11 protein-coding genes are annotated in these 13,512 nt (G+C 45.9%); 3 read left to right on the forward strand and 8 right to left on the reverse strand.

The window, feature by feature from the left end; translation table 11 throughout:
• Nucleotides 1-153: 153 nt before the first annotated feature.
• On the reverse strand, nt 154-1,791 hold the full coding sequence (locus AAEY83_RS08325; RefSeq protein WP_025644495.1) for a carbon-nitrogen hydrolase family protein: 1,638 nt from the start codon (nt 1,789-1,791) through the stop codon (nt 154-156).
• 403 nt (nt 1,792-2,194) lie between these two features.
• Between AAEY83_RS08325 and AAEY83_RS08330 the strand changes: the two genes are divergently transcribed.
• Nucleotides 2,195-2,830: a BLUF domain-containing protein gene (locus tag AAEY83_RS08330; RefSeq protein ID WP_025644497.1), complete on the forward strand. Its 636-nt coding sequence runs from the start codon at nt 2,195-2,197 to the stop codon at nt 2,828-2,830.
• A gap of 143 nt (nt 2,831-2,973) precedes the next feature.
• Here the strand turns inward: AAEY83_RS08330 and AAEY83_RS08335 are convergent, their stop codons facing one another.
• Nucleotides 2,974-4,476, reverse strand: coding sequence for a D-2-hydroxyglutarate dehydrogenase (locus AAEY83_RS08335; RefSeq protein ID WP_227501944.1), 1,503 nt, complete (start codon nt 4,474-4,476; stop codon nt 2,974-2,976).
• Nucleotides 4,477-4,983: 507 nt separating this feature from the next.
• On the opposite strand from AAEY83_RS08335, the gene serA reads away from it, so the two are divergent.
• The gene (gene serA / locus AAEY83_RS08340; RefSeq protein WP_025644501.1) at nt 4,984-6,210 is read left to right on the forward strand and encodes a phosphoglycerate dehydrogenase; all 1,227 of its coding nucleotides are present in this window, start codon (nt 4,984-4,986) and stop codon (nt 6,208-6,210) included.
• Between the two features lie 117 nt (nt 6,211-6,327).
• Here the strand turns inward: serA and trhO are convergent, their stop codons facing one another.
• The 5 genes from trhO to metX form a co-directional block, all read right to left on the reverse strand.
• Nucleotides 6,328-7,368 carry an oxygen-dependent tRNA uridine(34) hydroxylase TrhO gene (gene trhO / locus AAEY83_RS08345; protein WP_025644503.1) on the reverse strand — a complete coding sequence of 347 codons (1,041 nt, stop codon included), beginning with the start codon at nt 7,366-7,368 and terminating at the stop codon, nt 6,328-6,330.
• 365 nt (nt 7,369-7,733) lie between these two features.
• The gene (locus tag AAEY83_RS08350) at nt 7,734-8,267 is read right to left on the reverse strand and encodes a DUF2058 domain-containing protein (protein ID WP_025644505.1); all 534 of its coding nucleotides are present in this window, start codon (nt 8,265-8,267) and stop codon (nt 7,734-7,736) included.
• 229 nt (nt 8,268-8,496) lie between these two features.
• Nucleotides 8,497-9,078, reverse strand: a complete 582-nt coding sequence (locus tag AAEY83_RS08355) for a tetratricopeptide repeat protein (protein ID WP_025644507.1) — start codon at nt 9,076-9,078, stop codon at nt 8,497-8,499.
• A gap of 407 nt (nt 9,079-9,485) precedes the next feature.
• A complete protein-coding gene (gene metW, locus AAEY83_RS08360; protein WP_025644509.1) occupies nt 9,486-10,094 on the reverse strand; it encodes a methionine biosynthesis protein MetW in 609 nt (202 codons plus the stop codon).
• Nucleotides 10,091-11,503, reverse strand: a complete 1,413-nt coding sequence (gene metX, locus AAEY83_RS08365) for a homoserine O-acetyltransferase MetX (protein WP_025644511.1) — start codon at nt 11,501-11,503, stop codon at nt 10,091-10,093. Before metX ends, metW begins: the two co-directional genes overlap by 4 nt.
• Before the next feature lie 296 nt (nt 11,504-11,799).
• Between metX and hemH the strand changes: the two genes are divergently transcribed.
• Nucleotides 11,800-12,819, forward strand: coding sequence for a ferrochelatase (gene hemH / locus AAEY83_RS08370; protein ID WP_025644513.1), 1,020 nt, complete (start codon nt 11,800-11,802; stop codon nt 12,817-12,819).
• Between the two features lie 102 nt (nt 12,820-12,921).
• Here the strand turns inward: hemH and AAEY83_RS08375 are convergent, their stop codons facing one another.
• Entirely contained in the window at nt 12,922-13,260 is a 339-nt protein-coding gene (locus AAEY83_RS08375; protein WP_025644515.1) for a hypothetical protein, read from the reverse strand.
• Nucleotides 13,261-13,512 lie beyond the last annotated feature (252 nt).

Genomic DNA, 13,512 nt, shown 5'->3' on the forward strand with positions numbered 1-13,512 from the left:
AAACGATTAGGGTTTAAGACGCCTATGCAGGCGTTCTATAATATTAATTAGCGTTGCACTTGGTGTGTTAATCTAAGGATAAAAATAAACGGCTGAAAGGTCAGCCGTTTATAAAAAGTTAAGTGTTTACTTGAGCGTTTAATAGATCAACATTTAAGATTTTTGCGCGCGGTTTTGTAGCGGATCGCCTAATAGTACGCTGCCTGAGTTTTCGCGGCGCTCTTCATCGCTTAACTTACTAGCAGAAACTTTAGATTTACGCTTCCACTTTAGGCTAAATAAGTCGTCACGGCGATCGAGTAAATTATGTACAGAGCCTTCATTACGCACATGAATGAGCTTGTCTAAATTTAAATCGGAGAAGAATACCATCTCCGTATTAGCCGTGGTCTCCGCCATAATCGCATCATGCGGAAAAGCAAAGTCAGAGGGCGAGAAGATAGACGACTGCGCATACTGAATATCTAAGCTCTCAACTTGTGGCAGGTTACCGACTGAGCCGCAAATCATCACATAGCACTCGTTTTCAATCGCGCGGGCTTGGGCGCAGTGGCGTACGCGCAAGTAGCCATTTTGAGTGTCTGTCCAAAACGGCACAAATAAGATATCCATATCATCGAGTGCCATGAGACGCGCAAGCTCTGGGAACTCAACGTCATAACAGACTAAAATACCAACGCGGCCGGCATCCGTATCGAATACTTTTACCTCATCGCCGCCCTCAATCACCCAAGCGCTACGCTCGTGGGGGGTGATATGAATTTTGCGCTGCTCCTCAACGGTGCCATCACGGCGACATAAGTAACTGACGTTATAGAGGGTATCGTTTTCATCGAGTAGCGGCATAGAGCCGGTAATGACGTTGACGTTATAGCTGACGGCTAAATGCGAGATTTCATTCTTAAACCATTCGGTATAATCTGCCAAAAAGCGAATGGCAACGTTTTGATCCGTCGACTCGCATAGTCCCATCAAGGGCGCGTTAAAGAATTCTGGCAGGCAAGCAAAGTCAGAATTATAATCGGCCATGATATCAACGAAGAACTCGACTTGTTGTAGTAGCTCCTCAGGCGACTCGACCTCACGCATCTGCCATTGAATACCGCCGATACGCACCTCAGACTTGCGAGTGTTCGGCTTGTAGTCTTTGGGCTCATAGTAGATATTAGCCCACTCAAGGAGCGTTGCAAAGCCTTTGGACTGCTTATCATCAGGCAGGTAGCCGGTCAAAATACGCTTGACGATAAAGCCGTTAGACAGCTGAAAAGAGAGCGCCGGATCATGAATCTCACGTGATTCAACAGCGTCGATATACTCGCCTGGCGTCAAGTCCTGATGGTTATAATATTTAGGAATACGGCCACCAGCTAAGATAGAGCGAAAGTTCATCTGCCGGCACAGCTCTTTACGCGCATCATAGAGGCGTCGGCCCAAACGATAACCGCGATACTCAGGATCGATAAGCGCATCCAACCCGTAGATAGCGTCGCCCTTAGGATTGTCTTTTATGATCTCTCTATGACCGATAAGATCGTCATAAGTATGCGGGTTTGAGAATTTGGCATAATCGACGCGCATCGATAGCACCATCCCGATCAGCTTATCATGGTCAAATAAGGCAATTTGGCCTTCAGGAAAGGCATCGATTAGAGTGTGAATCGTGGTCTTTGACCAAGCGCCGCCTAAGTTGACGTAGACGCGATCCATCAGCTCTTTGACTTGTGGATAGTCTTTTTTCTTAATCTCGGCAATCGTTAAATGAAAGTCGTCTAGTTTTTCTATCTTGCTCATCGGTGTTCCTATTTTGGTAGTGTTAGCCATTGAACGTAGGTTGGCTGTGATTAACTTTCTTTATTTGCTATGGTTTGATGGGTTTTTAAACAACTATTTGTTCGCTTAAATGCATAAGCTACGCCTTTAACTAGGCTTGTTTATCAGTCAGTTTTCTGTTTTTCTTGGTTTATAAAAAAAAGTATTAAATCCGTAGTACGAATGATACAATAATTAATAATAACAATTACTTGCCAGTTTCTATTTAGAATCTATCCTTTATTTTGTCTCTCGAAAATCTGTGTTTGTCATCATAACATTTGCGCAACAGGTTACTAGTTAATCCTAGTAAGCGTGACAGTCACCGCTAGTTTAGTTTATTTATTTGGTCTACTAGTCAGGTAAACCACTATTAGGATTGCATATGACCTTACTTCTAAACCATACCGATACGGTTAAAGCTTTAGATAAAACAGCAGAAACCGCTTTGATTCGTTTGGTTTATGTGAGTAGTTTGACGCTCCATTCGCGCCTAAAAGCTTCGATATTTGATGAAGTAGAAGCGCATGCGCGTGATTATAATGAGCAGCAAGGTATTACTGGTACGCTATGTTATGGCAATAGCCATTTTTTGCAATGTTTAGAAGGCGAAAAAGCGAAAGTACTAGCGCTACAACAGCGAATATTTGCGGATAATCGTCATAAAAACATCAAGATACTCTTACTCGAAACCATTGATCAGCGTATCTTTTCAGATTGGCGTATGCGCTTACTGTTTTTGGAGCGCTGGCTGTGGTCCCCTGCGACCAAACAGCAGGCGATGCAACTCTCCCCATTCCTACCTTTTGCGCCGCATGGTTGGAGTAGCCAGCGTACTGAGCAGTTTTTGCAAGTGATTAAAGATTTTCAGACGCCGCCGCACATCAAAGCTGCGGGTATCACTTATAATGCCATGGGTAATATGATCAAGCACGTGGCCGCGCCGCACCAAGCTTTCTTAGTCGTGCAAGGGTTTTTGGCGGTATTATTAGTGGTCGGCTTACTGCTGCTCAATTACTGATTACAAACCTGGCGAGCCAATCAGCGATTATCTGCTAAGCCTTTTAGCTTTTTAAGTCAGCACCTCAATCATAAAACTAAAAACGACGCTAGACTAAATGTTTAGCGTCGTTTTTTACTGCGATTTTGAAATCAATAGCCTTATTACATATCAAAAATCTTACCGCGATTCATAATATTATTGGGATCAAAGACTTTTTTGACTTCGCGTAGATAATCAATCTCAGTATCACTGCGACTATAGTTGAGATAAGGCTTCTTAGTCATACCCACGCCATGCTCTGCTGATACCGAGCCGCCATATTTTTCTACGGTTTCAAACACATATTTATTGACGATTTGACACTCATCAAAGAAATCGTCCTTGCTCATATTCTCAGGCTTTAAGATATTAAGATGTAAGTTGCCATCGCCAATATGGCCAAACCAGCACACTTCAAAGTCAGGATAATTGCTGCTGACGATCGCATCGATCTCTTCAATAAACTCAGGCACGTAGCTGATCAGCACTGACACATCGTTCTTATACGGGGTGAATACTGAGATGGTCTCAGAGATATACTCGCGTAGCTTCCATAGCTCTGCCGCTTGCGCCAGGCTCTGACTCATGACCCCATCGACGACCCAGCCCTCATTCATACAGTCTTCAAAGATCGCCATCGCCTTATCCATAATGGGCTCATAAGGTGCTTCGAACTCAAGTAGCGTATAAAACTTAGTGCGCGATTCAAATGGCTCTTGTACTTGACCGTGCGCCATCAGCTTATCGATAGCGGTATCATCAAAGAACTCAAAGGCGGTTAGATCAATCTTCGCTTGAAAGGCGGAGAGTACGTTCATAACGTCATTGAAGCTATCCATACCCAGCACCATGACGCTTAAGTCTTGAGGCAGACGATCGAGCTTAATCTGCGCCTGAGTGACTAGACCCAACGTACCCTCAGAACCAATAAAGAGTTGACGCAAGTCATAACCGGTGGCGTTTTTGATCATCCCGCGATTGAGATGCAAGATATCGCCTTTGCCTGTCACTACCGTTAAGCCCATAATCCATTGACGCGTCATGCCGTAGCGGATCACCTTGATACCGCCGGCATTGGTGCCGATATTACCGCCCATTTGGCTCGAGCCTGCCGAAGCAAAGTCAACGGGGTAGTATAAGTCTTTGGATTCAGCGAACTGCTGGAGCTGCTCGGTGACCACGCCCGCTTCGATCTCAACCATACGATCAGCGGGATAAAAAGTGCCAATCTGATTCATCTTATCCATGCTGACGACGATCTCGCCATTCGCGGCTACTGCGCCCGCCGAGAGACCAGTACGACCACCGCTTGGGGTTAAGACGACGTCATGCTCATTGGCTAATAATACAATCGCTTGCACTTGCTCGGTCGATTTTGGGAAGACGATGGCAGAGGCGGCCGGCGCAAAATGTTTGGTCCAATCTTTACCCCAATGCTCTAGGCTCTCGCTATCGGTTTTGATTTGGCTCTCTTCAAACTGATGGCTATGAAGCAGAGCTTGTAAAATAGCTTGCACTGCTGCAGTATCAGTAGCAGACTGCAAGCTTGGCTCATTAATGTCTGCTTGCTTTGCGGCGTGAGTGCGCTCATGGGCCGGTTGGTTTTCGGTAACGATATCATTCATAATAGTCTCGGCGATTTAGCAGTAGCAATAGATAAAGGGGAAGAGATTAGATAAGTCTAATATTAGCACATCACGGTGCTATATCTAAGCAGATGCAAGGCTCAAATAGTCATTATTAACCAAAACGATGACGACTTATTCCTGTTATTCCCTAACATCCTTGGGCAATTTTGTGTAATATAAACGCATTGTTTTTATTCATCATAAGTGAGTGATAATACAAGAGGGCGTCGCTTTCACTTTTTTAATGGTCATACTTGTTTGAACGGTGATGGTGTTAAAAGTGATGGTTTTAAAAGCGATGGTTTTAAAAGCGATAGTTTTAAACCGATACTAGAGTTAGGGCAAACTACTGGCATGAGTTTTGGCAGCGTCTGTAAAAGCAGTACGCTAAAAAAAGCATATCAGTAGCGTAGTATTATCTTTAAACAGAGTCGAGCAGATACACGGCTCACACCCTACTTATCAATCAACTGCTCACTTAACAAATCATAGGAAAGATCTCGTATGGCATTATCATTACAAAAAGATAAAATTCGTTTTCTATTACTAGAAGGCTTGCATGAAAACGCTTTAAAAGTATTAGAAGGAGCGGGTTATAGCAATATCGAATACTTAAGCCACGCGCTTGATGAAGAGGAGCTGATCGAAAAAATCAAAGATGCGCATTTCATCGGTATTCGCTCGCGTACGCAGCTCACGCGTCAAGTATTAGAAAAAGCCGAGAAACTCATCGGTATTGGCTGTTTTTGTATTGGTACCAACCAAGTCGATCTTGAAGCGGCACGCGAGATGGGTATTCCGGTCTTCAACGCCCCTTATTCCAATACGCGCTCAGTGGCTGAGCTGGTATTAGCCGAAGCTATCATGCTGTATCGCGGTATTCCAGAGAAGAATGCGACCGTCCATCGCGGCGGCTGGGGCAAGTCTGCCAAAAACTCGCACGAAGTGCGTGGTAAGACCATCGGTATCGTCGGCTACGGCTCTATCGGCTCGCAGCTATCCGTACTAGCCGAAAGCTTCGGCATGAAAGTCATTTATCATGACGTGGTGACTAAGCTGCCATTAGGTAACGCGGTACAAGTTGGCAGCCTAGAGGAGCTACTCTCTACCGCTGATATCGTCACTTTGCATGTGCCAGACGTACCAAGCACGCGCTATATGATGGGCGCTGAGCAGTTCGCGCAGATGAAAGAGGGCAGCTACTTTATCAATGCCGCTCGCGGTACTTGTGTGGAGATTGATGATCTAGCCGCAGTTATCGAGTCGGGTAAAGTGCTCGGCGCGGCGATTGATGTGTTCCCTAAAGAGCCAAAATCTGCCGATCAAGAGTTCGAGTCGCCACTACGTAAGTTCGACAATGTCATCTTGACGCCGCATATCGGCGGCTCAACGCAAGAGGCGCAAGAGAATATCGGTCTAGAAGTGGCTGAGAAGTTTGTAAAATACTCAGACCAAGGCGATACGGCGACCGCAGTCAACTTCCCAGAAGTGTCGATACCATTCAAAGAAGGCTCGCATCGTCTATTACACATCCACAAAAACGTACCAGGCGTCCTCTCGCAAATCAACCGCCTGTTCGCCGAAGCGGGTATCAATATCTTAGCGCAAAGCCTTATGACCGAAGACGATGTCGGTTATCTAGTGATGGATGTCGATTATAACGACTCAACTGCAGCGCTTGATCAACTCAAAGATGTCGAAGAAACGATCCGTGTGCGTATCTTGTTCTAAGTTACTAGCTATAGCTTAAGACAAAAAAGAGACTCCTAAGTGAGTCTCTTTTTTATATTGCCGATTAAAGTTTTATAGGGTCGCTGCTGGGCTAAGGCGATCTTCTATACAATATAACTACTTTGCGTTATTGGCTTCATCTGCCTGACGACGTGCTTCCTCTTTTGCCATTTTACGTTTTTCCATCACCTCTTTGACTTCGCTACCGATGTGCGCTTCACCGCGAGCCTTAGCTAATTGCATCTGCCGCTCACGCTCGCGAAAACGCGCTTTTTGCTCGTCGGTCGCTTTACCGATACAATGCGGGCAAGACTCACCTTTACTATAGGCGGGGCTTTGCATATCCTCTTGAGTGATCGGCATCCGGCAAGCAAAGCATTGCTCATAATCGCCTTTTTCTAGGTCGTGATTGACCGAGACGCGATTATCAAAGACGAAGCAGTCGCCTTGCCACATAGAGTCTTCTTTTTGCACTTCTTCTAGATATTTGAGGATGCCGCCCTCTAAGTGATAGACCTCTTCAAAGCCTTGCTCGCGCATATAAGCGGTGGATTTTTCGCAGCGGATACCGCCAGTGCAGAACATCGCCACCTTTTTATGCTTGGCAGGATCGAGCTCTTTTGCCACGTATTCTGGAAACTCGCGAAAGGTTTCAGTATTAGGGTTAATGGCATTTTCAAAGGTGCCGATTTGCACTTCATAATCGTTACGGGTATCGATGAGGATGACTTCTGGATCAGAGATCAGCGCGTTCCAGTCTTTTGGCTTGACGTAGCGCCCAACCGACTGCAAAGGGTCGATATCTTCGACGCCCATCGTGACGATCTCTTTTTTGAGCTTCACTTTGGTGCGATAAAACGGCTGCTCGTTGGTATAAGACTCTTTAAAGGTAAAGCTGCCAACGGCTTCGATACTACGCAAGTAATCTAAGACATTATCGATGCCCGAGCGTGTGCCTGAAATCGTCCCGTTGATGCCTTCGCTAGCAATCAACAATGTGCCTTTGACATCGTTACTCAGCATGGTATCTAAGATGGGCTGGCGATAGTCTTCATAATTATCGAAGCGAGTAAACTTATAAAGCGCCGCGACAACGATATTGTTGGTTTCGCTATCGTAGGCGGGTGCTGATGTTGCAGTGGGGTTGTTGGTGCTCATACGGGTCTCCTGCGGGCTAGGACGTAAACCTAGTGCATTGATTCATTTAGGATAGCTATCTAATACTAGCAATAACACTAACCTGATTGTGGAATTGGTTAGCGCGGGCGTAGTGTAGCAAATTTGGCTCAAGTTTTGAATATTTTATTGCTGATATAGTCAGTTTGCAGTAAAACTATTAGTTATAAATTTTGCTTGCGTGCTGTTATTGTTCGACGCTGCATAACTGTTATTCAAAAGAAACATCGCAGCAGCGCTACGTCATTTTTGAAGGGTATCGACTATACTATGACTCAAGTTCTAAATAAGGCTTAAGAATAAAAAATCCAGCATCTAAGCTGGATTCTCTGTTTTGAATTAAGTTCCTACCACATCAAATCATCTGGAATCACATACGCCGCGTATGGATCATCTTCTTCCATCTCATTCTCGGACTTATCATTCGACACTACGATGAAGCCCTCTAACTTAGCATTGATACGATCAGCAAGCGGTCGTGGCAGTAGTGCGTAGTCGTCTTCTAAACGCGCGATGACCACAAAACCTGCGACGATTTGCTCGTAGAGCTTCTGCGTGGTGTAAATCTTCTTAATCTTAGAGTCATCGACGAACTGATAGCTGACCTCGCCATCGGTCTCGGTGATTTGATGCTGCTTTATCATCTGAATGATATTGGCGCGTAGGGTTTTTTCTTCTAACTGCTGCTGCTTTTGCTGATTGAGCTTGAGATCCTTTTCAGCCTTTTCAGCTTGCGCGGCGGCTAGGGCTTTTTTGCTTTCAGTAGCCGCAGCGTCGCCAGTTCGCTTGGCGTGCTGAGCTTGTTTGCTTATTTTTTTGGCTTTTTTATCGTCTACTAGACCTGCTTTTAGGAGCTGCGCTTGTAAGGCATTTTTGGCCATAATGGGATCACCTGCATAACGGTATTTGAATAAAGTATGGGCTAACAAAATATGTGTTAGCAAAAGATTCGCTAATAATAGGATAGATAGTAGCAAATTTCATCTATTGGCGTCAGTCCTTAAGTGATGCTGAGCGCTTATTTTATAGCCATAAAAAATCCAGCACAAAGGCTGGATCTATTGGTAAACGACATCTGCGCTAAAGCTTACTTGCTTTATTGACGCCGATTTATTTACTCTGAAACCAAGTATCCGCTTTGCTACGAGCGCTTGCGATATCAGAAGAGGATAAGTTAAGCGCTAACTGACCGATTTTACCACGCGCTTTATTACGTACCTTTTCATCTAGCATGCCATCACGAGCCGCTAGGTCATACCACTTATAAGCGTCGACTAGGTTTTTTTGCTTCTCATCGAGTAGCGCAAGCGTGTAGCTGGCACGGTTGTCGCCGCGCATGGCTGCTTTTTCTAACCATTTACGCGCCTGCTGGATGTTTGGCTGAACGCCTTCACCGCGAAGATACATAATCGCTAGATTGAGCTGCGCAGGAGCAACGCCTTGCTCGGCGGCGCGGGTGTACCACTGGATCGCTTGCTGCGTGTTTTGCTTGACGCCTTGGCCTTTTTGTAGACGCTTGGCAAGATAGAACTGCGCGTGATCGCTACCTTGGGCAGCGCGAGCAGATAAATCACTAACTGACATTAGCTCAAAACGTGAGGTATCAAGCGGTACGTTTGAGATTAGCTCAGCATTGGCTAGGCCAGCACAAGAAAATAGAGCGGTGAATAAGGCAGCTTTTAAGAGTTTCATAGCGGCTCCAAAATAGGCAGTGAGTAATGAGTGAACAAACAATATCTTCGTTTGAGTAATATCGTTGTTGAATAAGTAATAAATATGCTTGAGCTTATCTTAGGGTAGCGGCTGGGGTAAAGTCCTTTTTAGCCATATTGCTTATACTAAAGCGCCAGATAAACGGTCGAAAATGGGTTGTCATTGACAATATTTTGTAAGCTTAACACTCAAAGTTACGAAACTCAAATACTAATTACCTACTTTTACCACAGTTCAGCGCCGCAGGAAGCCAATAAAATCATAGAGTTACATTAGCGTGACTTATTGCCACAAGTCTATAACCTACTTTGTAACCTTATTTATTCCTATTTTATGAGAGTTACGGCGCTTAGTTATTACCACTATCTTTAAACTCATTAAACGCTCTAGGCTTTAGTTACTCGGTAAATAGCCACATCCGCTAGCAAGTTTGGCGCTTGACGCACCAAGGTTGACATAAGCGGCGCATAGCCTTTTTCAGAGTCGCTCACCGCAAAACGGTTAAGAATACGAATATTATGCTTAGCGCACAGCTGCTCAAAGTCCTTGAAGGTACATAGATGAATATTCGGGGTGTTGTACCATTCATAGGGCAGGGCTTCTGAGACCGGCATCATGCCTTTGAGTCCTAAATGAATCCGGTTTTGCCAGTGGGCGAAGTTGGGAAAGGTAATCACTGCTTCACGGCCGACGCGCAGCATATCGAGGAGCAGCTCGTCAGGGTTTTTGACCGCTTGTAGCGCTCGCGCCATCACCACGGTATCGAAGCTGTCATCTGCGAAGCGCTCAAGGCCGTCATTGAGATCTTGTTCGACGATAGATAAGCCTTTGCCGATGGCCTCGTTTATTTTGTGCTCATCGATCTCAATGCCATAGCCGCTAACGCCGAGCTGCTGCTGCAAATGCGCGAGTAGCTCGCCGTTGCCGCAGCCTAAGTCTAAGATGTGCGAGCGCGGCGCAATCCAGCGCTCAGCGAGTTGATAATCCATTCTCATGAGCGCGCTCCTGTTAGCTGATTGGGCTGTTGCTTGTCTGTAGTGTTATGATCGCTGATAAACGGCGCCGTCAAAAAGCCTTTGATAGCCCCCATATAGCGCGGGATATCGAAAAGAAAAGAATCATGACCATGCGGTGCGTCGATATTGGTATAGCTGACCGGTTTACCTGTCGCCATTAGCGCGTCGACAATCTCTTGTGAGCGCTCAGGAGCGAAGCGCCAATCGGTGGTAAACGATACAATCAGATACTGGCACTGCGCATGAGCAAAGGCAGTCTTTAAATCATTAAGCTCAATAGAGCCTTCTACCACAGCGGCTTCTTCGACCTCTTGTTCAGCGTCTGCTATCACCTGATCGATACTTTGCTGCTTGTCCTCATTATCACTTAGCGCTTGCTGCTCAATCTGTGCTTGATAGCCACGCGTTGGATCAAAATAGTCTAAGGCTTTGGTCATCAAAAGATAAGTATTGGCATCGAAGTTTTTGCTAAAGCGCTCGCCTTGATAACGCAGGTAGCTCTCAACCTGAAACTCGACATCGTAGCCGTACATAAACTTGCCGGACTTTAGGTCGCGGCCGAACTTAGCTTTCATCGCATCATCGGTTAGATAAGTGATATGACCGACCATCCGCGCCAGTATCAAGCCGCGCTTAGGGTACGTGCCTGCTTGTAGATAGCGTCCGTCCATAAAGTCAGGATCTGACAAGATAGACTGCCGCGCCACTTCGTTAAAGGCGATGTTTTGCGCGGATAGCTTCGGCGTACAAGCGATGACCACACAGCGTTTAAGGCGATCAGGATAGTCCACGGACCACTGCATGGCTTGCATACCGCCCATCGAGCCGCCAACGATAGCATGCCAGATATCGATGCCTAAGCGATCAGAGAGCATGGCTTGGGTTTTGACCCAATCTTTGATGGTGATCAGCGGAAAGTCAGGGCCATAGACTTGTCCGTCATCGCTCTCAGGATTGACAGTGGTCGGGCCAGTAGAGCCAAAACAGCTACCGATATTGTTAACGCACACCACATAGAACTGATTGGTATTGATGGCTTTATTAGGGCCGATCATATTATCCCACCAGCCGGCTTTTTTATCGTCCTCATTATAGTAGCCAGCAGCATGATGACTGCCAGATAAGGCATGACAGATCAAAATCGCATTCGACTTGTCTGCATTCAAGGTGCCATAAGTCTCATAGACCAGATCAAAGGATGGCAAAGTGCGATTACACTCCAAAGTCAGCGGCTCGGAGAAGTGCATCGTCTTAGGCGTGATTAAGCCTACTGATCCTTTTGGGCCTTTTGCGCTTTTTTGGGGCTGTTCGTTGGAGGACGCCTCAAAGTCGTTATCGGTCGAAGAATGGTTAGTCGAAGTGTTATTAGTATCAGAACGTACGCTCAAAGCTACCTCGCAAGATGACGTTTTTATAGGGGCAAATACAGCGCTATGCTCATTGCCGATGCTGTCTATTGTATGGCGATGCGCCTGCGAGTACAACCTAGATTAGCAGGGTTTAAAGACGCAAAGCGGCAAAGGGCAAACGAGCGGCATTTCTCCTGCGTATATAGACGATAAAATGCTACACTAAGCAACACAAAAACAGCTTAGTATCTTTAAGTATAGCTTAAGATGTTTAAGAAAAGGTAGCGAGAACCTTATCAAACCCTTCATAAACTTTATTCAAATAATGGGCTGCTATGAAACCTAAACTGCCTCCGCGTATTGCTGTGTTATTGATCAATCTAGGTACACCAGACGCACCGACCGCGCCTGCGGTACGTCGCTATTTGCGTCAGTTTTTGTCCGATCCGCGTGTGATTGAGATTCCAAGATTCCTGTGGGCGATTATTCTCAATCTGTTTGTATTACCTAGCCGCCCTAAGCGCGTGGCGGAAGCTTACGCAAGTATTTGGGATGGCGACTCACCGATGCGCAATATCTTAAACGCTCAAGCTGAGCAGCTAGAGCCGCGTTTGGCCGCGGCAAATGCGCCGTTTCGAGTCACCGTACATCCAGCGATGAGCTATGGTAATCCGGGCCTGCCTGATGTCATGGATAAACTGCGCTCTGAGGGCGTCGATCATTTTGTCTTGCTGCCCGTGTTTCCGCAGTATTCAGCGACCTCAAGTGGCGCGGTCTATGATGCGATCAATAAGTGGGCGCTCAAGCAGCGCAATCTGCCCAATTACACCATTGTCAAAGACTACTTCGCGCATCCGCTATATATCAAGGCCTTGGCTGATAGCATTCGCCGCTTCCAAGCCAAACACGGCAAGCCTGAAAAGCTGATGTTTAGCTTTCATGGTATCCCGCAGCCCTACGCCGATAAAGGTGACCCTTATCCAAGCCGCTGCAAATGTACCGCCGCGCAAGTCGCGCAGGAGCTAGGTCTGAGCGCGGATGAGTGGATTATCAGCTTTCAATCGCGCTTTGGCAAGCAAGAGTGGGTCAAGCCTTATACCGATGTGGTGCTAGATGACTGGGCGAAGTCTGGCGTCAAGTCGGTACAGATCATCAGCCCGGCGTTTTCGGCAGATTGTCTGGAGACACTAGAGGAGCTGGCGATTGAGAACCGCGATAACTTCATTGAGGCGGGCGGTGAGGAGTATCATTATATCCCAGCGCTGAATATGGATGAGGCGCATATCGACTTGTTAGAAGCAATGAGTGCGCCGCTGGTTAAAGGCTGGGCGGGCACGCTTGAGGGCTGGGTGTAGGTGATTACTGCTTTTAAAACAAAAAAACACGCTCAATTTGAATTGAGCGTGTTTTTTTGTGGCTGTTTACAACTTAGCCTGAGTAATCAAATAATTATTCTATTAAAAATCATCATCATTACTGCGCTCGGCAGCTTCCTTATCAGCGATGTCGACTATACTAGGATACGTGTCATCGTCTAAGTTATCTTGTACTAACACGTTCTCGACAGTAGCTTCATCGACATTTTGTCGATGCATAGGCGTTAAGCCCTGAGTGGCATTGGTACCGACTTCTGAATTATCGAATCCGGCACTATTGTCAATCACATCATCATTATCAATAGTGCGCAGCATATCGTTGTCTAGATCGACAAGTTGATTATCACGGTCCATATCAGTGCTTTTATTACTATGAATGCTGTCCATCTCTTCTGGTAGTGGTGATTTTGAATTGTCCATAGCAGCTTCCTTATTGTCATTATTAAGATTATGGGTATTAAAGTTTGTGTTGATAGCTATCTTATAAGCGCTATCAAGTATTGATGCTAGTATTTTGACGGTTTAAGTCGCGCCGCGCTAGTAGCAAGCTGTCACAGCATGTCAAAAAATGTAAGACGTTGGCTATTACTCTAAAATATTGAGTACGGCCTCAATTGCAATAAAAAACGACTACCAAATTAGGTAGCCGCTTGAGATGAGTAGTAGGAATAG

The organism is Psychrobacter sp. TB20-MNA-CIBAN-0197, assembly GCF_040309765.1.
In the GTDB taxonomy this organism is placed as follows: domain Bacteria; phylum Pseudomonadota; class Gammaproteobacteria; order Pseudomonadales; family Moraxellaceae; genus Psychrobacter; species Psychrobacter submarinus.